This is a genomic window from Streptomyces sp. NBC_01016, from assembly GCF_026341035.1.
GTDB lineage: Bacteria > Actinomycetota > Actinomycetes > Streptomycetales > Streptomycetaceae > Streptomyces.
In genome coordinates this window covers 4,851,517-4,868,936 of the sequence record NZ_JAPEOQ010000001.1, presented here as the reverse complement: position 1 = coordinate 4,868,936, position 17,420 = coordinate 4,851,517, and the positions used below count along the sequence as shown (strand labels likewise).

The 17,420-nt window shown below is 69.3% G+C and carries 18 protein-coding genes and 1 pseudogene; 7 read left to right on the top strand and 12 right to left on the bottom strand.

All coding sequences use genetic code 11. The annotated features are described in order from the left end of the window. Window positions 1-142: 142 nt before the first annotated feature. The 3 genes from OG746_RS21885 to OG746_RS21875 form a co-directional block, all read right to left on the bottom strand. Complete coding sequence (locus tag OG746_RS21885) at window positions 143-1,633, bottom strand: amidase (RefSeq protein WP_266717024.1); 1,491 nt, start codon at window positions 1,631-1,633, stop codon at window positions 143-145. A 24-nt stretch (window positions 1,634-1,657) separates the two neighbouring features. Continuing rightward, a complete protein-coding gene (locus tag OG746_RS21880) occupies window positions 1,658-1,858 on the bottom strand; it encodes a hypothetical protein (protein ID WP_266717022.1) in 201 nt (66 codons plus the stop codon). A gap of 263 nt (window positions 1,859-2,121) precedes the next feature. Beyond that, window positions 2,122-3,024: an AraC-like ligand-binding domain-containing protein gene (locus tag OG746_RS21875; protein ID WP_266717020.1), complete on the bottom strand. Its 903-nt coding sequence runs from the start codon at window positions 3,022-3,024 to the stop codon at window positions 2,122-2,124. 302 nt (window positions 3,025-3,326) lie between these two features. Between OG746_RS21875 and OG746_RS21870 the strand changes: the two genes are divergently transcribed. Continuing rightward, window positions 3,327-4,457, top strand: a complete 1,131-nt coding sequence (locus OG746_RS21870; RefSeq protein WP_266717018.1) for a 5-methyltetrahydropteroyltriglutamate--homocysteine S-methyltransferase — start codon at window positions 3,327-3,329, stop codon at window positions 4,455-4,457. Between the two features lie 83 nt (window positions 4,458-4,540). Here the strand turns inward: OG746_RS21870 and OG746_RS21865 are convergent, their stop codons facing one another. Beyond that, entirely contained in the window at window positions 4,541-4,939 is a 399-nt protein-coding gene (locus OG746_RS21865) for a VOC family protein (protein WP_266717016.1), read from the bottom strand. A 97-nt stretch (window positions 4,940-5,036) separates the two neighbouring features. On the opposite strand from OG746_RS21865, the gene OG746_RS21860 reads away from it, so the two are divergent. Both OG746_RS21860 and OG746_RS21855 read left to right on the top strand, forming a co-directional pair. Beyond that, on the top strand, window positions 5,037-6,026 hold the full coding sequence (locus OG746_RS21860) for a helix-turn-helix transcriptional regulator (protein ID WP_266717014.1): 990 nt from the start codon (window positions 5,037-5,039) through the stop codon (window positions 6,024-6,026). A gap of 287 nt (window positions 6,027-6,313) precedes the next feature. Further along, window positions 6,314-7,165: an oxidoreductase gene (locus OG746_RS21855; protein ID WP_266717012.1), complete on the top strand. Its 852-nt coding sequence runs from the start codon at window positions 6,314-6,316 to the stop codon at window positions 7,163-7,165. Window positions 7,166-7,278: 113 nt separating this feature from the next. On the opposite strand, the gene OG746_RS21850 is transcribed toward OG746_RS21855, so the two are convergent. Together OG746_RS21850 and OG746_RS21845 are read right to left on the bottom strand one after the other, a co-directional pair. After that, on the bottom strand, window positions 7,279-7,875 hold the full coding sequence (locus tag OG746_RS21850) for a TetR/AcrR family transcriptional regulator (protein WP_266717011.1): 597 nt from the start codon (window positions 7,873-7,875) through the stop codon (window positions 7,279-7,281). Between the two features lie 189 nt (window positions 7,876-8,064). Then, window positions 8,065-8,445, bottom strand: coding sequence for an AAA family ATPase (locus OG746_RS21845; RefSeq protein ID WP_323179644.1), 381 nt, complete (start codon window positions 8,443-8,445; stop codon window positions 8,065-8,067). A 54-nt stretch (window positions 8,446-8,499) separates the two neighbouring features. On the opposite strand from OG746_RS21845, the pseudogene OG746_RS21840 reads away from it, so the two are divergent. Both OG746_RS21840 and OG746_RS21835 read left to right on the top strand, forming a co-directional pair. Next, window positions 8,500-8,649 (top strand): annotated as a pseudogene (locus OG746_RS21840) (helix-turn-helix domain-containing protein); the annotation flags it as partial. A 710-nt stretch (window positions 8,650-9,359) separates the two neighbouring features. Then, on the top strand, window positions 9,360-9,980 hold the full coding sequence (locus OG746_RS21835; protein WP_266717009.1) for a DUF4333 domain-containing protein: 621 nt from the start codon (window positions 9,360-9,362) through the stop codon (window positions 9,978-9,980). Between the two features lie 168 nt (window positions 9,981-10,148). On the opposite strand, the gene OG746_RS21830 is transcribed toward OG746_RS21835, so the two are convergent. Beyond that, on the bottom strand, window positions 10,149-11,681 hold the full coding sequence (locus OG746_RS21830) for a DHA2 family efflux MFS transporter permease subunit (RefSeq protein ID WP_266717007.1): 1,533 nt from the start codon (window positions 11,679-11,681) through the stop codon (window positions 10,149-10,151). Between the two features lie 288 nt (window positions 11,682-11,969). After that, window positions 11,970-12,752, bottom strand: a complete 783-nt coding sequence (locus tag OG746_RS21825; protein ID WP_266717005.1) for a MerR family transcriptional regulator — start codon at window positions 12,750-12,752, stop codon at window positions 11,970-11,972. A gap of 98 nt (window positions 12,753-12,850) precedes the next feature. On the opposite strand from OG746_RS21825, the gene OG746_RS21820 reads away from it, so the two are divergent. Then, window positions 12,851-13,963, top strand: coding sequence for a serine hydrolase domain-containing protein (locus tag OG746_RS21820; protein ID WP_266717003.1), 1,113 nt, complete (start codon window positions 12,851-12,853; stop codon window positions 13,961-13,963). Between the two features lie 40 nt (window positions 13,964-14,003). On the opposite strand, the gene OG746_RS45630 is transcribed toward OG746_RS21820, so the two are convergent. Beyond that, window positions 14,004-14,348, bottom strand: coding sequence for a CBU_0592 family membrane protein (locus OG746_RS45630; RefSeq protein ID WP_524540439.1), 345 nt, complete (start codon window positions 14,346-14,348; stop codon window positions 14,004-14,006). 27 nt (window positions 14,349-14,375) lie between these two features. Here OG746_RS45630 and OG746_RS21815 point away from each other — a divergent pair, with 27 nt between their 5' ends. Further along, a complete protein-coding gene (locus tag OG746_RS21815; RefSeq protein ID WP_266717001.1) occupies window positions 14,376-14,864 on the top strand; it encodes a LysR substrate-binding domain-containing protein in 489 nt (162 codons plus the stop codon). A gap of 64 nt (window positions 14,865-14,928) precedes the next feature. On the opposite strand, the gene OG746_RS21810 is transcribed toward OG746_RS21815, so the two are convergent. From OG746_RS21810 to OG746_RS21800, 3 genes are all read right to left on the bottom strand, one after another. Beyond that, a complete protein-coding gene (locus tag OG746_RS21810) occupies window positions 14,929-16,038 on the bottom strand; it encodes an NADH:flavin oxidoreductase/NADH oxidase (protein WP_266717000.1) in 1,110 nt (369 codons plus the stop codon). A 268-nt stretch (window positions 16,039-16,306) separates the two neighbouring features. Next, complete coding sequence (locus OG746_RS21805) at window positions 16,307-16,708, bottom strand: RidA family protein (protein ID WP_266716999.1); 402 nt, start codon at window positions 16,706-16,708, stop codon at window positions 16,307-16,309. Between the two features lie 41 nt (window positions 16,709-16,749). After that, window positions 16,750-17,400 (bottom strand): NAD(P)H-binding protein, encoded by a 651-nt coding sequence (locus OG746_RS21800; RefSeq protein ID WP_266716998.1) that lies wholly within the window; start codon window positions 17,398-17,400, stop codon window positions 16,750-16,752. Window positions 17,401-17,420 lie beyond the last annotated feature (20 nt).

Below are 17,420 nucleotides of genomic sequence, written 5' to 3'. Positions count from 1 at the left end.
CAACGACCTTTCCTGGGACGGCGACATGGACGGCAACCGGCCCCGGGACAGCCACATGGCGACCGGCACCGCCTCCCACCCGTGGAACGGCACGTTCAACAAGGCCTCCGTCTCCCCTCCCGCATCAGTAGGTCGGCGCGGTTCAGCCCTGCAAGCCGACCGTCGAGTTCGGCTGCGTGACTGGAGAGTTGAGCGGATCGGGGGCGTGAAGGTGCCAGTCGGTGCGTCCCTGGAACGCGTCACCGGCGCGCAGCACGAGCTGTTCGTCGAAGCAGCGTCCCGCGATCTGCAGCCCCAGGGGCATGCCGTCGTCCGTGAAGCCGAAGGGGACGCTCATCACCGGGTTTCCGGTGGTGTCCCAGTAGCCCGTGTACACCGGCCCGATGCCGCCGGGCTGGAAGAATCCGTCCTTGACGCGTTCCAGGGAAGCGGCACCGCCGCCGACGGTGGGGGTGAGGATGAGGTCGACGTTCTCGAAGGTCCGCTGGATCGCCTTCTGGCCGACGCGGCGGGCCCGTTGGGCCTGGAGGTAGTCGGCGGAGCTGTAGTAGAGGGCGGCGCCGATGGTCTGCCGTGTGGCGGCTCCGTAGTCGAGCCACCGGGTACGCAGGTCCGGCAGGTGATAGCTGAAGGCCTCGGAGAACATGATGACTTCGTCGGCCGTGGTCATCTCGGCGTAGTGGGGCAGTGCGATGTCGACGACCTGGGCGCCGAGTCCGGCGAGGACTTCGAGCGCGGAGTCGAAGGCCCGGTTCAGGGCCGGGTCGTACTCCGGGTTGACACGCTCCAGGCGGTCGACGCCGATGCACACTCCGGTGAGATCCCCTGTGAGGGCGCCCGTGTAGTCGACGCTCGGCGCCGCGGCGAGGGTGGGGTCCGAGGGGCGGGGCCCGGCCAGTACGTCGAGCAGGGCGGCGCAGTCGCGAGCCGAACGTGCCATGGGGCCGATGTGGTCCAGGGTGTAACCGAGCGGCACCGTACCGGACTTGGGGACCAGGCCGTACGTGGGCATGAGGCCGGTGATGCCGCAGTACGCCGCGGGTATCCGGATGGAGCCGCCGGTGTCGGTGCCGAGGGCGCCGTGGACGGCGCCGAGCGAGACCGACGACCCGGAACCGGAGCTCGATCCGCCGGCCCAGCGCTCAAGGTCCCAGGAGCAGCGCGGAATCGGGAACGGCTTGGCGGGGTCCGGCATGCCGATGGCGAATTCCATCGTGGTGAGCTTGCCCATGACGATGCCGCCCGCGGCCCTCAGCCGTTCGACGACCACGGCGTCGCCGGACATCGCCGTGCGGTCGTGGACGAGCGACTGCGCGGTGGTCTCGCCTTCGCGAGTGCTGATGATGTCCTTGATGCCCAGCGGTACTCCGTGCAGGGGGCCGACCGGTTCGCCGGCCGCCAGGGCGTCGTCGGCGGCCCGAGCGGCTTCGAGCGCCTGCTCGTCATAGCGGGCGAGATAGATGCCGACCGCCTTGTCGTACTTCTCGGCGGCTTCGATCGCGTCGGTGACGACCTGGACGCTGCTTGTCGCCCCGGTCCTGATCGCCTCGGCGACGTCCGTGAGGGTCTTGGCTCCCGTGGTACTGCTGACACCCGTGGTGCTGCTGACAGGGATACGGTCCACTGTGGTCATGTCGGTACGCGTCCTCCGGTCGGATCAGGTCAGGGCGTTGAAGGTCACGGCCGGCTCCTCGTAGCGGACGCCGTTCAGTCGGTAGAGGGCCGCGAGCGCAGCCCTGCACGGGGCGTAGTTCGCCACGAAGAAGTCGACCTCCTCGTGAGGGACGGTCAGGCCGTGCTGGGCGATGGCGGCTTCGACGAACTCGCGGTCGTGGGGCGTGGGCGTGGGCTGGGGCATGACTCTCCTCGCGTAGGGGCCTACCGGGAACGGAGGACCCACAAGGCCCACAGGACCTTTGGGCGACAACAGCTTTCGTAGGTGGGGTTACGCGTCGTGGTTGCCTCTGGGGCTCCGGGATTTCCGTTTCTCCGAACGGGTGCCGACATGGTCCGACCGCGTGCCAGGGCGCGTCGAGGCCCAGGTCCCGTTTCGCTGCGGGGCGTGGTGGGGCTACAAGTGCCGGGCACCCGGGGGCCGTTGGGACAGGACAGCAGGGTGTGTCACGTCCGCGCCACACGCGTCCGGCGAGGCGCGCCCCCGCGCGCGTATCGCCGGGGCGAGACTCCGAACTGCTCCTGAAAGCGCGCGTGGAAGGTGGACGTGGACCGGAACCCGCAGGCGTGCGCGATGTGTTCGACCGTGACCCGTGCTCCCTGGAAGCGCAGCGCCCGCTCGGCGCGCCCCAGTCGGCAGCGCAGGATCTCCGCGGCCACCGTGGCTCCGTGCTCGGCGAAGGCCCGGAAGACGGTTCGGCGCGAGACGTGGAGCATGGCGGCCAGGGTGTCGGGGCCGAAGCCCGGATCGTGGCTGGAGGTCTCGATCAGGGACATGGCCTCGGCATACAGACGCTTCGACGCGCTCAGTGCCCGAGCCAGGTCGGGGCTAGTTCCCATGAGCATCTCGGTGGCCTCCAGCAGGCTCGGCAGGAGGCTGGACAGCGGTCCCGGCCCCTGCCGGGAGACCAAGGACCACAGGCCTTGAACGAAGGCCAGCCACGGAGCCCCGAGCCCGTGCGAGTCGACGCGCAGGGCATGAGTCATCAACTCGTCCACCCGCGTCCCGCGTCGGCGCATCTCCGCTGTCGGCACCGACAGAACCAGTTGCCGGAAGCCCCCTGGACAGTGAAAGCGGAACGGCGCCCCAAGATTGACGAGGCACGCCTCACCGCTGCGCAGGACCGTCTGCTCGCCGTTCTGCTCGGCCACGGCGCCGCCGTCGAGCATGAGGACAATGTCGATGCGCTCCGCGGCATCCCGCGCGACATCTTTCGAACTTCGGTGGGAGACAAGCGACTTCGCGTCGACGCTGAGCATATGAAGGTCCCTCTCCCCCACCGCCCGCAGCTCCCCTGCGAAGTCACCGCCCATCGCGCGGAAGGACATGCCGGCGTGTTCGCGTTCCATGACCTCCGTCCACTGACGAAGGTCCGCCGACTTGTTGCGCCGTATCGCGTCCCCCTGACAGGGAACGCGTTCACTCATCACGGACACCGGACTCCTTCCAGCAGGAACAGCCAGCAAGGAACGTAGGGACGTCCTGTTTCGTACGAGTAACGGGATGCGGGCGCACCGTCGTGCGGGCGACCCGGCGCCCGTCGCCGTACGCCCGGTGCGGCGGGAATTCCCGCGGACTCTGGTCAGATGGTTGAGAGACGGATCATTCCGGGTGAGGCTGTGGGCTGTAGTCGATGAAGGGATGACCCGCCATGGCCGCCACCGCCAAGCCCCCGTTCCGCGCCGACCACGTCGGCAGCCTGCTGCGCCCGCCCGCGCTCCTGCGGGCGCGGGCGGAACACGCCGCAGGGAAGATCGACGACGCCGCGCTCGCCGCCGCCGAGGATGCGGCGGTCCGTGAGGTCGTCGCACTGCAGAAGGAGGCAGGACTGCGCAGCGCGACCGACGGCGAGTTCCGCCGCGCCTCCTGGCACATGGACTTCATCTACTCCCTCGGCGGCATCAGCCGCGTAGAGGACGAGTCGCTGCATGTCCGCTTCCACAACGAGGACGGCGACATCGAGTTCGCGCCGCCCTCCACGCGCATCGACGGCAAGGTGCGTCTCGAGCGCACGATCTTCGCCGACGCCTTCTCCTTCCTCCGTGACACCGTCACCGACGGCATCACCCCGAAGCTGACCATCCCCTCGCCGAGCATGGTCCACTACCGCGGCGGCCGCGCCGCGATCGACGCGTCCGTCTACCCCGACCTCGACGCCTTCTGGTCGGACCTGACCGACGCGTACGCGGCCCAGATCCGCGGCGTGCACGAACTCGGCTGCCGCTACCTCCAGTTGGACGACACCTCGCTCGCCTATCTCAACGACCCCGAGCAGCGCTCGTACGTCTCCTCCATCGGCGGCGACGCCGAGCACCAGCACGAGACGTACATCGCCAACATCAACAAGGCCCTGGCCGGCCGCCCCGACGATCTGCGCGTCACCACCCACATGTGCCGCGGCAACTTCGCCTCCTCCTGGGCCGCTTCGGGCAGCTACGACTTCGTCGCCGAGGCGGTCTTCGGCGGCCTCGACGTCGACGGCTTCTTCTTGGAGTACGACGACGAGCGCTCGGGCGGGTTCGCCCCGCTGCGCTACGTCCCCAAGGACAAGCACGTCGTCCTCGGCCTCGTCACCACCAAGCGGCCTCAGCTGGAGGACAAGGACGCCCTCAAGCGGCGCATCGAGGAGGCCTCGCGCTACATCGACATCGACCAGCTGTGCCTGTCCCCGCAGTGCGGCTTCTCCTCCACCGTCGAGGGCAACAAGCTCACCATTGAGGACCAGTTGGCCAAGCTCCGGCTCATCGTGGAGACCGCGGAGGAGGTGTGGGGCGGGGTGTGAACCAGACTCGACAGGGGGAAGCAGTCACCCCAACTCCGCACGCCAACTCCGAAGTCCTGTGACCCCGTTGCTGGGCCATGGCGTCAGCGTGCGAACTTTTCGATGGCCGCTGGGGTGACGGGGGTGAAGAAGTTCACGAGGTTGCCGTCGGGGTCGCGGAACAGTAGCGACCGGTTGCCCCAGGGCATCGTGGTGGGCCCGCCCACGAAGTCGGTGACGAGGCCGGTCAGGTTCTGGTGAACGCGGTCCACGTCGTCGACGAGGAACTCGGTGATCACGCTGTGGTTGTCCGCCGGGCGGGCGGAGCCCGGGGCGAACAGCGGGACGGTGCGGGTGCCGGCGATCGCGAGGGTGGCGCCCGCGGTGTCGAGTTCGGCGAAGTCCTCGGTGGCCCACGTCGCCCGCACCCCCGTGGCTCGCTCGTAGAACTCGACGAGGCGCGCCACGTCGCTGGTGATGATGCGGATCGAGACGAACTTCATGGGGGGGCTCCTTGGTTGTGCTGGTGGTGGCGTGCACTGCGCAGGTTAGGAGCAATAGAGGACAGAATCGGTCCGGTATTCACGTTAAGTTGTGTGCATGTCCCGACCCACTGCCCGCGTGCTGACCCTCCTGGAGCTGCTGCAGTCGGGCGGCACCCGGACGGTGGCCGAACTCGCCGAGCGGCTCGGCGTCGAAGGGCGCACCGTGCGGCGGTACGTGGACCAACTGATCGACCTGGACGTGCCCGTGGAATCGGTGCGCGGCCGCTACGGCGGGTACCGGCTCGCCCCCGGGTACCGGCTGCCTCCGCTCATGCTCAGCGACGACGAGGCGCTGGCCGTGCTGCTCGGTCTGGTCGCCGGCCGCAGAACAGGGCTGCCGACGACGCAGCACACGGCAAGCGAGACGGCATCGGCGAAGATCCGCAGGGTGCTGCCCAAGCACACCGCCCGCCGGCTCGACACACTCCTGGAATCCCTCGCCTTCACGGAACAGCCCGGAGAGTTCGACACCCCGGACGCCGATGTCCTGCTCACCCTCGCCGATGCGGTGCACCACCGCCGGCCGGTCTCGATCCGCTACACCGACCGCGACGCACGGCCCAGCGAACGCACGCTGCACGCGTACGGGATCGTCGCCCATTCGGGCCGGTGGTACGTCACGGGCAAGGACGCCCGGATCGGCGAGGACCGAACCTTCCGGCTCGATCGCATCGCGGACGCGCGGACCCTGCCCGGCTCGTTCGAAGCGCCCGTTGGTCCCGGTCCGGCACAGCGCCTGCTGTCGGCGTTCGCCACGGCCGAGTACCGGCATGAGGTGACCTTGCGGATCCACGGGACAGTCGAGCAGATCCGCACCCACCTGCCCGCCACCGTCGCGAGCCTGGAAGAGCACGAGCCCGCGGCGGACCAGGAGCGGGCGACCGAGCGCTGGCTGCGCGTCGAACTGCGGGCGGAGCGGCTCGACTGGCTGCCTCCCGTACTCGCTGCACTCGACCGGCCGTTCGTCATCGAACGCCCCGATGAACTGCGCGACCTCGTCACCGCGTTCGCCGATCGCCTTGCGTCCTACGCCCGCCGAGCCTGACCGCGGGGAACCGATGTCATGAGACCGACGTCATGAGATGGCACACCCCTGGCCTTCAGGGGATGCCGGCCCTCGCCTCAAGCGCGAACGCTACGTACTGGACGTACTGGCGACAGGGGGTGGCGCGGTCGGCCCAGAGCTCCGACCTGCTCGGGCGCCGCCATTCCGACCTGCGTACGTTCGGTCGCAATCTTCGCCACGAAGATAAAAGTCGACGTCGTGTAGATTATGGATTGCGGGTCGGCGCGCTGCCCGACCGCGCTCCCCGAGAGAGCAAGGTGAGTGCAATGAAGACATTCCTGATCACCGGCGTGAGCAGCGGCCTGGGACGGGCCTTCGCGCAGGGCGCCCTTGATGCAGGCCACACTGTGGTCGGCACTGTCCGCAAGGAGTCCGATCTGGCGGCGTTCGAGGAGCTCGCGCCGGGTCGGGCGCACGCCCGGCAGCTGGACGTGACCGACGATGCCGCGGTGTTCGCGACGGTCGAGGAAGTCGAGTCGTCCGTCGGCCCGGTCGACGTGGTCATCGCCAACGCCGGCTATGGCCTGGAGGGCGTCTTCGAGGAGACGTCGCTGTCCGACGTGCGGGCCCAGTTCGAGACCAACGTGTTCGGTGCCGCTGCCACCCTCCAGGCGGTGCTGCCGTACATGCGTCGCCGCCGCTCCGGTCACCTCATGGCGGTCACCTCAATGGGCGGCCTGATGGCCGTGCCGGGCATGTCGGCCTACTGCGGAAGCAAGTTCGCCCTGGAAGGCATGCTGGAGGCAATCGGTAAGGAGGTCGCGTCCTTCGGGATACACGTGACGGCCATCGAGCCGGGTTCCTTCCGTACCGACTGGGCCGGCCGCTCGATGACCCGCTCCGAGCGATCCATCGACGATTACGACGCGTTGTTCGCCCCGATCCGCGAAGCCCGCGTCAAGGCGAGCGGCAACCAGCTCGGCAACCCGGAGAAGGCTGCCGCCGCGGTACTGCAGATCCTGGATGCGCCGAAGCCGCCGGCCCACCTGGTTCTCGGTTCGGACGCCTTGCGCCTGGTCGCCGCCGGCCGACAGGCGGTGGACGAGGACATTCGCACCTGGGAGTCCCTCTCCCGCACCACCGACTTTCCCGACGGCCAGCAGATCGCGGCCAGTTGACCACAGCCCTCCTTCGACGAACTCCAGCGGGTGGGCGCCGCCTGCCGGGGAATCCGGCTGCGCACCGCCCACCGCGACCGCCCCGGACCCCAATCCGTTCGTGCAGGTGCCTTTCAGCCGGTCATGACGCGACGCCAGATACCGACAGTGGTCGCTGTCGCCCGGGCCAGGTCGGGCTCGGGCGAGCAGGCAGCACGGTAGAAGGTGCGCTCCGTCATCCAGCACAGCGCATACGCCAGGGCGGCCGCATCCTCGGCGCCGTCGCCCTCTGGGACGCCTGCGCGCTTCAGGACCTCGGTCATGGTGCGGGCGAAGGCTTCGACGGTGTCGTTCCAGGCAGCGGCGATCACGGGGTGCAGCGCCGAGTAGTCGACGGCCGCACGCATGACGGTGCCGTGTTCGCGCCAGACCTGCTCGACTCCGCGCACCGCCCGCTCCATGGCATCGGCCGGTGCGGCGGCCTCGTCCTGGGCGGTGCCGTCGGCCGTGGCCCGGACGGTGCGCATGGTGCGCTCCACGAGCGCCGCGAGGACTTCATGCTTGTTGCCGAAGTAGAAGTACAGGGAGCCACGCGAGATGCCGGCGCCCTTGGCGATCGCCTCGACGGTCAGGTCCTCGAGGCTTGTGTGCTCAAGCAGCGCCTCGGCTGTGTCCAGAAGGGCCTGTTCACGCAGGTCGCCTTTCCGGGGCGTGTCCTTGCGCCTTCCCACGGTCTTCTCCCCTGATCTGCTCTCTGCGAGCCGGCATGTCCGCCACTGTCGGCGCAGAACGGCCGACCGTCACCACGCAGATGCCTCCGGCCGTGGAATCTACACTACGTCGACTTTTCCCTCGGTGCCGCAGGAGAGGGACACCCCGGCGCCCCCACAACGGGACATTGGGCGGGGCCCAAACAGGCGTCAGCCCTCGGGGTTTCGGTGTTGCCTGCGCAGGGCGGCCCAGTGGCGCAGGCGTTCGCTGATCTGGGCTTCGTAGCCGTTGCCGGTGGGCTGATAGTACGTCTCGCGGTCCATGTCGTCGGGGAAGTAGTCGGCTCCCGAGAAGCCGTCCGTGGTGTCGGGGTCGTACTGATAGTCCTTGCCGTAGCCGAGGTTCTTCATCAGCCGGGTCGGGGCGTTGAGGATGTGGGCGGGTGGCATGAGGGAACCGGTGCGGCGAGCGGCGCGGTGTGCGGCATTGAAGCCGCGGTAGACGGCGATGGACTTGGGGGCGGTGGCGAGGTAGACGACGGCCTGGGCGATCGCCAACTCGCCCTCGGGGGAGCCGAGTCGCTCGTACACGTCCCAGGCGGCAAGCGTCTGCTGGAGGGCGTGCGGATCGGCGATACCGATGTCCTCCGCCTGCTGGGAAATGCGCAGTGGGACGCCCGGACTGTCGCCGCCCACCTCGGATTCTCCGATGCCACGAACTTCGGCCGCTTCTTCCGCGACCGCACCGGTCTCACCCCGGCCGCCTTTGCGACCAGGGATGCAACGCGCGGCTAGGTGTGCCGACTTGGCCCGGCTGCGTGACGAATCCCCGCGTCCTTCCCGGCCCGCTGCACGTTTGCCGAGTCTGACGACGCGGCCCCGGGCGAGCCTGCGACGATCTGCGGATATCGCTGTCGGCCATTGCCTCGCTCGTCCGAAATCCGATCACGACGCCCACTGCTGTGCTGCGTACCCGCGTGACCAAAGACGCGGAAGTGCCGGCGCTACGGCACGAGGACGCAGTGCTGCGCCGGCACCGTCAACTCGTCGCCCGGAAATGGACGTTCGTGGATCGGAAGCCCCTCTGTCGAGTGATGCCCAAGACGAGGAACACCGGCCGGGTCACAGGCACCAAGTGCAGCCTGCCGCCCGTCGAAGCGGCATCACATTGATGCCGGACCAGGAGAGTCAAGCCCCGCTCGAGTCAGTGAACGACGCCCCGGCCAGACCGGATTCGCACCGCCGCGTGCGCAACGGCACCACCGCCTCGTCCATGCAAGGGCAGGGAAACAGGTATACAGGTCGAGTTCCCCGGCGACACCGGGCCTGGATCGCGTCACCTGTTTCGCCGGCCCGAATGGCCAACGGAGCGTGGCAGATCCCAGTGAGCGACGTCACGGCCATCGGGAAGACATCGTGGCCAAAGATTGTGGCTGGAAACCAGGGGGCTGCTTTACGCGCCCCGGAGCCTGACCTGACCAGCTTTTGACGCAAGAGGAGCCCCCATGCAGCAGTCGGCCAAGCGACGGATCGCCGTGCGAGCAGTTGGAGCGCTGTTGACGGTGGCGTTCGCGGCGAGTTGTTCGGCGAGCGTGGGATCGAAGAACGTGAGCAAGGACGAGGTCGCGAAGCAGGCCTCAACGGCCCTGGGCAAGCAGATCGGCCGGGAGCCCGACGACATCACCTGCGAGGACAGCCTCAAGGCCGAAGTGGGCGCGACCGTACGCTGCAAGCTCACCGACGGCGGCGAGAAGCTGGGCATGACGGTCACCGCGAAGTCGGTCGACGGCGACAAGGTCAACATGGACTTCAAGGTCGACGACGCTCCGGGTGCCGACGACTCCGCGGATCCGGAGCCCACCGACGAGGCGAGCACCGGCACTGGCGGTGGGTCGGTGAGGAGGGCGGAGGTGGCCCGTCAGGGCAAGGCCGCCCTGACGGCGCAGGTCGGCAAGGAGCCCGACGCCTTCTCCTGCCCCGAGGACCTTCCGGCCAAGGTGGGTGCCGTCGTCCGCTGCCAGTTGGTGTCGGAGGGCAAGCAGTACGGGGTGACGGTCACCGCGAAGTCGGTCGTCAACGGCCGGGTCAGCATGGGCTTCAAGGTCGACGACGCCGCGGTCGGCTGACCCCGGCCACCATGCCGGCGCCATGCTGAGCCGCCAGAACACGAGGGCGTGATGTGCGTGGGGGGGGGGCAGGGGGAAGACCTCGCGTGGAGAGCCTCCCCCGCTCCCGGCTCAGAGGGCGGGGAACAGCCATGGTCTCCTCGAGCTCGGCGCCCCTGCCCCCTTCGGCTACGCCGCCGACTCCGGTTGGCGTTCAGCGGCATCCGGCGTCCCGGCCCCCGTAACAGTCACGGCACTCTGCACAGAGCCCGCACCGCGGCCGAAGAACAGCGATGCCGCGAACGCCACAAGGCCGATGACGCCCGCGAGGACGAACGCCGCGCTCAGGCCACTCGCGTCGGGCGCACCGGACGCACCGTCGGACGCACGGGACGCCACGGTGACGAAGACCGCCGTACCGAAGGCGCCCGCGACCTGCTGCATCGTCGCGAGGATCGCACTGCCGTGGGAGTGCAGGTGGTCCGGCAGCACGTTCAGGGACGCCGTCATGAGCGGGGTCATCATCAGGCCGAGCCCGCCCATGAGCAGCAGGTGCATGCCGATGACCGCCGCCAGCGAAGAGTCCGGGTCGAGCAGCGAGAACAGCCACAGCGAGGCCGCCAACGCGGCCGCCCCCGGGATCACCAGCGGACGAGCGCCGGCGCGGTCGTAGAGCCGGCCCACGGGCCGGCCGAGGACGCCGAGGAGCAGGCCGCCGGGCAGGACGGCGAGGCCGCTGACGAAGGTGGTCGTCCCCATGACCGTCTGAAGGTAGAGCGGCAGCAGAATCGCGGCCGCGCCCAACATGCACATGAACAGCAGCGCGGACAGCAACAGGGCTACGGAGAAGGTGGGGTTCGCCAGCGGGCGCAGGTCCAACAGGGCGCGATCCTGGCTCTGCAGGCGCAGTTGGCGCAGGACGAACACGGTGAGGGACAGCAGACCGGCGACGATCGGCATCCATGGCTCGACGGTGTGTTCCCCGCCGCCGGACTCGCCGATGGAGGCGAGGCCGTAGAGGACGCCGCCGAAGCCGACGGCGGAGAGCACCACCGACAGCACGTCCAGCGGCACCTTCCGTGTCTCGCTGTCCAGGCGCAGCCATATCGCACCGATCACCAATGCCGCCAGTGCCAGCGGCAGGACGATCCAGAACATCCAACGCCAGCCCAGCGAGGACAGCACCGCGCCGCCCACCGTCGGGCCGATGGCCGGGGCCACCGCGATGACGATCGTGATGGTGCCCATCATCGCCCCGCGACGCTCCGCAGGGACCAGGCGCATCACTGTCGTCATCAGCAACGGGATCATCACAGCGGTGCCGAACGCCTGCACCACGCGTCCGGTGAGCAGCACGCCGAAGCCGGGCGCGAGGGCGCTGATCAGGGTGCCGGTGCTGAACGCCGTCAGCGAGGCCAGGAAGATCCCGCGCACGGAGAAGCGCTCGAGAAGGAAGCCGGTGATGGGGATGACCACGGCCATCGTCAGCAGGAAGCCGCTGGTCAGCCACTGCACGGTCGTCGTGGAGACCCCCAGGTCGACGGTGAGGTCGCGCAGGGCGACGCTCAGGATCGTCTCGTTGAGGATCATCACGAACGCGGACGCGACAAGGACCGCGATGAGGACACCCGCGCGCGCTGATGTCCCGCCCTCGGGCGGGGCGGCCGTACTGCCGCCCTCCCCGGGTGCGTCCACGTTCTCGACGTTGGTTGGCTGGCTCATGTGGGGCTGTACCTCGCAAGAGTCGGTCGAAGTCATCGGCCGGGCCGTACGCCGCGGGCCAGGACTTGGCACACACGCACAGGCCGGGCCGCTCAGGGCGCTCACCGCAGGGCAGGAGAACGGCGCGCACACGTAGTGCGCACTCAACCCCCAACGGACCGTCGGTGCACGGCATTCCCGATATGACGGCGCTCACAGCAGATCGCGCCATCGCAGCGGATCACGCCGACGCGCCGGATCACGCCGACGCGCCGGATCACGGCACCGCGCCGGATCGCCGCCGTCGGCCTATCCCTGCGGGAAGTCGACACCGGCCGCGATCAACCGCGCCTCGACCAGCGCGTTCAGCCGGGCGATGGAGGGGGCGTCGTCCTCCCGGTGGCGGTTGACCAGTGCGTATCGGGCCGCGTTGTCGGCGCGGCCCCGAAGCCTGGTTCCCGCCGCCAGCAGCTCGCGGTCGGCCAGCAACTTCTCGGCGAGCGCCGCCGCCAGTTCGTCGAGCCGCGGGTCGTCGGGCGGCCAGGACCCCGCGTCCCAGGCGCGCTTGGTCAGCTCGACGTGCTCGGGATCGTCGAGGAGGTGCTCGAGCCGGGTCAGGAAGGTGTCGAACATCTCCGGGACCAGCGCCCGGGTGAGCACCAGCGCCTCCCGTTGCGTGGCCAAGTACTCGCCGCGGAAGCCGAGTTCGGCCATGCGATCCAGGACCTCGCAGGCCCGGTCGGGCAGCAGGGCCCTGTCGCCATGGGTGATCCGGTGCAGCGTGTCGCGGCGCGCGACGAGGTCCTCGATCTGGTCGGTGAGCCGGCGGTGGACGTCGTCCAGGGCGGCGGTGAACCGATCGGGCGCCGCGTCGAGCAGTTCACCGACCTCGGCGAGCGGCACTCCGGCCCCGGCGAGGGTCCGCGCCTGGACCAGGCGGAGCAGTTCGGCCGAGCCGTAACGCCGGTAGCCCGACGTGTCCCGCTCCGGCTCGGCGACCAGGCCGAGCCGGTGATAGTGCCGCACGGTCTTGATCGTGACGCCCGCGTAGGCCGCCGCCTGACCGATGGTGAGCCCGCCCTTGGCACGCATCCGTTCCAACTCCCCCCGAAGAGACTTGACCTTGACCTTAGGGCAGGGACCAGGCTCGCCGTACTGCCACTTCGGGCAGAGGAACAGAGGAGACGACCATGAGCCAGTCCCCGCACACCGCAACCGACTTCGCTGCCGGGCCGGACCGTCCGCAACTGCGCGGCGTCCTCCAGGAGATCGTCGATTCCGGCATCACCGGAATTCAGCTGCGGGTGGACGACGAACGGGGCGCGTGGGTCGCCACCGCCGGCGCGGCAGAGCTGGACGGCAACGCCGAGCCGCCGGCCGACGGGCACGTACGTATCGGCAGCAACACCAAGACCTTCACCGCGACCCTGGTGCTGCAACTGGTCGCCGAGGGCAAGGTCGACCTCGACGCGCCGGCCGTCGACCACCTCCCCGAGTTCGACCTCGACCGCCGGATCACGGTGCGCATGCTGCTGCAGCACACCAGCGGGGTGTTCAACCACACCGGCGAGCTCTTCGAGGACGGGAGCGTGGTCCCCGGGATCACCTCGACCATCGCGGGCAAAGAATGGGTGGACAAACGCTTCCACGCCTACCGTCCACAGGATCTGGCCCGGCTGTCGCTGTCGAAGCCGCCGCGGTTCGAGCCGGGCGCGGGCTGGAGCTACTCCAACACCAACTACGTGCTGGCCAGGCTGCTGGTCGAGAACGTCACCGGCCGACCGTGCGCCAAGGTGACACAGGAACGGATCCTGGACCCGCTCGGCCTGACAGGCACGGTGGTGCCGGGCACCTCGCAGGACATCCCCGAGCCGTACGCCCACGCCTACTACCGGTACGAGGACGCCGGCCGCCGGCACACGGTCGACGTCAGCCGCCAGAACCCGTCCTGGGTCGACGCCGGCGGCGACATGATCTCGACCACCCAGGACCTGCACACCTTCGTCTCGGCGCTGGCCCGCGGCGAGTTGCTGCCCGCCCCGCTCCTCGCCGAGATGAGCAAGCCGCACCCCGAGAGCGGCTTCGGGCTCGGCCTGCGCATCCAGCAGACCGGCCCCGACGGCGAGACCCTCCTTTTCCACAACGGCGGCCACAGCGGCCACGCGGCGCTGATGTACAGCACGGCCGACGGCAGCAGAACCCTGACCGCCGCGCTCAACTACGTGGACGACGCCGAAATGACCCTGGCGGTCCCGTTCATGAAGGCTCAGGAGAGGCTCGTCGAGGCGGTGTTCGGCGGCTGAGCCCGCGCAGCGGGGCGGACGGCGGTGGGGACGGCTCGTCTCAGCGACCGGGGGCCCGGCTCCACGTCCGTTCGGCTCCGCGGCGCCGCGAAAGACATGCCGTCACATGGCCAACAACCGTTCGTACGCTGCGCCGCGCCCCGAGAAGAGCCTGTACGCCGATGAGGACCCGGACAAAGTTCGACGTCACCGAAGGCCATGCCCCACTGGCGGCAGCGGAGACGGCCAGGAGAGCGCCACCGAGCATGTTGATCACCCGAAACACCTGGGCGTCCGGCTCGATGACACGACGCGAGACCAACAGGTAGGCGGCAGCCGTGGACAGGGCGCCTACCCACCCTGCTGCCGTCGCCGCTGAGGTCGCGATTGCCTGCACGTCCCCCATGGTGGACACCCCGGTCCTGGACCGCAATTGCGTTCCGAATTCCCGGGCCTGGAACTACAGATCCACGAGATGGACGGCGAGAAGGCGCAGCAAGAGCTCCGCGCCGGGACGGTGGACCTCCTGATCGTGGAAGCCGAGACCCCCATCGGCCGCAGGTCCGCGCGTGGAACCCGCGACGTGCCGATCCCCGAGGAGCCATGGGTGGTCGTCACACCCGCCGGAACTCCTGCACCCACAACCCTGACGGACCTCGAACACCTCACCTGGCTCGGTGTCGACACGTACGCCGCCGCCCACGGCGCCACCGAACACGTACGCCGCGGCATGCCCCTCGCCCGCACCGCCCACAGCTACTACGACTACAACGCCGCCCTGGCTCTGGTCGCAGGAGGACTGGGCGTCGCTGTGGTGCCGTCGCTGGCCGTGCACGGCATGCCCCTTGAGCGCGTCAAGGAGGAGGCGCCGGTGATGACAACGGCCTTGTCCTGGAGGTGGTTCATGGGGATCTTCCGATGAAAAGGCTCGGCACGCTGCTGTCCTGTTGGGGCAGCACGGCCGGCAGCGATGAGGTCGCGGGATGTCAGCGCTTGCGACGCTCGACGACGTAGGCGTACTGGTCCGGCCAGGTCGGCTCGGCGCCGAGCGCCAGCGCGGCGTGCTGGGCCCAGTAGGGGTTCCGGAGCAGTTCACGGCCGAGGAAGACCGCGTCGGCCTGCCCGCTGGAGAGGATGCCCTCCGCCTGCTGCGGCTCGGTGATGATGCCGACGGCGGCGGTGGGGATGCCGGCCTGGTTGCGGGCCTGGTCAGCGAAGGGCACCTGGTAGTTCGGCCCGGCGGCGATCTTCGCGTCGCGGACCATGCCGCCGGTGGACACATCCAGCAGGTCGACGCCGCGGGCCTGGAGCTCCTTGGCAAGGCGGACGGTGTCGTCCCCGGTCCAGCCCTCGCGAGCGTCCTCGGAGTTCTCGGTCAACCAGTCTGTGGCCGAGGTACGAAAGAAGACCGGCAGGTCCTCGGGCCACACGGCGCGCACGGCATCGACGACCTCCAGGGCGAAGCGGATGCGGTTCTCGAAGCTGCCGCCGTAGGCGTCCGTGCGGTGGTTGGAGGCCGGGGAGAGGAAGGAGTTGATCAGGTAGCCATGGGCGCCGTGCACCTCGGCCACCTGGAAGCCGGCGGCCAGCGCGCGCCGCGCGGAGTCGGCGAAGTCACCTACGAGCTGCTGGATCTCGTCCACGGTCAGCTCGTGCGGGACAGCCAGCCCGTCGTACGCGATTGCGCTGGGGGCGACGGGCTGCCAGCCGTTCTCGTCCTCGGGCAGGTAGCGGTCGGACAGCCAGGGCTTGTCGACGGACGCCTTGCGGCCTGCATGCGCGAGCTGGATGGCCGGGACGGCGCCGTGCGCCTTGATGGCCTCGGTGATACGGGCGAACGCCTCCTGCTGGCGGTCGTTCCACAGGCCCAGGTCCCAGGGGCTGATGCGCCCGTCGGGACGTACGCCGGTGGCCTCGGCCATGACCAGACCGGCGCCGCCGGCGGCGCGGGAGGCCAGGTGGCTGAGGTGGAAGTCGGTCGGTGCACCGGTGTCCGGGCCTTCGGGGGCGGCGGAGTACATGCACATCGGGGACATCCAGACCCGGTTGGGTATCTGAAGGGATCGCAGGGTGAAGGGGGTGAACAGGGCAGTCATGTGGGGGGCTTCTCTCGTGGTCGGTGATCGATGACAGCGCGGGTCGGCCGCCGTCGGAGGTCAGGCGATGATCGTGTGGAGGCTCGCGGCAGCCTGGGCGTAGGCCGCTTCGAGGACCGTGGTGGCTGCCTGGGCAGTGGCTACCTCGGCCGGGTCGAAGGTGGCGTGTCGGCTGAGGAAGGCTCCCTTGGTGTCGACCGCACCGGGGCAGGTCCGTTGCCGCCCCGATGATCTCGGTCGCCCGCCAAGCTCCTGCCCGCCTGTGCCATCAGGCGGGCAGACGAGTGTCGATGACGAAGTTGGTCTCGATGAGCTGGCCGGGGAAGAACAGGTCGGCGACGCCGATGGTGCTGCTGGTGGGGCGGTGGTCGCCGAAGTAGGCCAGGTTGGCGGCCGCCATCGCGTTGTTGTACTTCGGCAGGTTGACGATGTACTGGGTCTCGGAGACGACCTGATTGCGGGTGGCGCCGTAGTGGGCGAGAACCTTCTCGAAGTTGGCGAAGACCCGCGCGGTCTGGGCCTCGAAGTCACCCGGGTACAGGAAGTTGCCCTCGTCGTCGTGGGAGAGCTGGCCCGAGACGTGGATCGTGTGGTCGACCTTGATGGCCTGGGCGAAGCCGAACTCGCGCTCGCCCGGGACGCCGTGGCTGTAGGAGTCGATCGCAGTCATGGTGGTTGGCCTTCTCTGGTGGTGGGGGCGGGGCGCGGGGCTCAGACGGCGAGGCGGGCGACCGCATCGGCCACGGGGGTGTCGCCGGAGGTCAGCTCGACGATGACGCGGCTGAGGGCGGGCTCGTGCAGGGCGGCGTCGATGAACGCGGCGACATCGTCGCGGTGCACGTCGCCGTACTCGACGGCCGGGCCGGCCGTGACCCGGCCGCTGCCGGGGGTGTCCAGCAGGGTCCCCGGACGGACGATCAGCCAGTCGAGATCGGTGCACGTCAGGTACACATCGGCACTCTTCTTGACCTTGATGTAGTGCTCGAAGCCCTCACCGGCCTCGCCGCCACGCAGCGCGTCGGGGAAAACCGAGACCAGAACGAACCGCGTCGCCCCGGCGAGCACGGCCGCGTCGGCAGCCTTGCGAAGGCCCTTGCCGTCGATGAGGGTCGTCTTGTCCGAACCGGTGCCGTGCGCGCCGGCCGAGAAGACCACCGCGTCATGGCCCCGCATCTTCTGCGCGAGGTCGTCGACCGAGTCGTTGATGAGATCGCCGGCCACCGGCGTCCCACCGGACTCGCGCACGGTCTCGCCCTGATCGGTCATGCGGTGCATACCGGTCACCGAGTCGCCGCGCGCGGCGAGGAGTTGGGTGAGACGGCGACCGACTCCACCGGCCGCGCCGATCTGGAACACCTTCATGAGTTCGTCCCGGCTTTCGA

Bases quoted from the DNA above. Each gene is read 5' to 3' on its own strand.
- OG746_RS21885 (WP_266717024.1), bottom strand. From the start codon at position 1,633: ATGACCACAGTGGACCGTATCCCTGTCAGCAGCACCACGGGTGTCAGC.
- OG746_RS21880 (WP_266717022.1), bottom strand. From the start codon at position 1,858: ATGCCCCAGCCCACGCCCACGCCCCACGACCGCGAGTTCGTCGAAGCC.
- OG746_RS21875 (WP_266717020.1), bottom strand. From the start codon at position 3,024: ATGGAACGCGAACACGCCGGCATGTCCTTCCGCGCGATGGGCGGTGAC.
- OG746_RS21870 (WP_266717018.1), top strand. From the start codon at position 3,327: ATGGCCGCCACCGCCAAGCCCCCGTTCCGCGCCGACCACGTCGGCAGC.
- OG746_RS21865 (WP_266717016.1), bottom strand. From the start codon at position 4,939: ATGAAGTTCGTCTCGATCCGCATCATCACCAGCGACGTGGCGCGCCTC.
- OG746_RS21860 (WP_266717014.1), top strand. From the start codon at position 5,037: ATGTCCCGACCCACTGCCCGCGTGCTGACCCTCCTGGAGCTGCTGCAG.
- OG746_RS21855 (WP_266717012.1), top strand. From the start codon at position 6,314: ATGAAGACATTCCTGATCACCGGCGTGAGCAGCGGCCTGGGACGGGCC.
- OG746_RS21835 (WP_266717009.1), top strand. From the start codon at position 9,360: ATGCAGCAGTCGGCCAAGCGACGGATCGCCGTGCGAGCAGTTGGAGCG.
- OG746_RS21830 (WP_266717007.1), bottom strand. From the start codon at position 11,681: ATGAGCCAGCCAACCAACGTCGAGAACGTGGACGCACCCGGGGAGGGC.
- OG746_RS21825 (WP_266717005.1), bottom strand. From the start codon at position 12,752: ATGCGTGCCAAGGGCGGGCTCACCATCGGTCAGGCGGCGGCCTACGCG.
- OG746_RS21820 (WP_266717003.1), top strand. From the start codon at position 12,851: ATGAGCCAGTCCCCGCACACCGCAACCGACTTCGCTGCCGGGCCGGAC.
- OG746_RS45630 (WP_524540439.1), bottom strand. From the start codon at position 14,348: ATGGGGGACGTGCAGGCAATCGCGACCTCAGCGGCGACGGCAGCAGGG.
- OG746_RS21810 (WP_266717000.1), bottom strand. From the start codon at position 16,038: ATGACTGCCCTGTTCACCCCCTTCACCCTGCGATCCCTTCAGATACCC.
- OG746_RS21805 (WP_266716999.1), bottom strand. From the start codon at position 16,708: ATGACTGCGATCGACTCCTACAGCCACGGCGTCCCGGGCGAGCGCGAG.
- OG746_RS21800 (WP_266716998.1), bottom strand. From the start codon at position 17,400: ATGAAGGTGTTCCAGATCGGCGCGGCCGGTGGAGTCGGTCGCCGTCTC.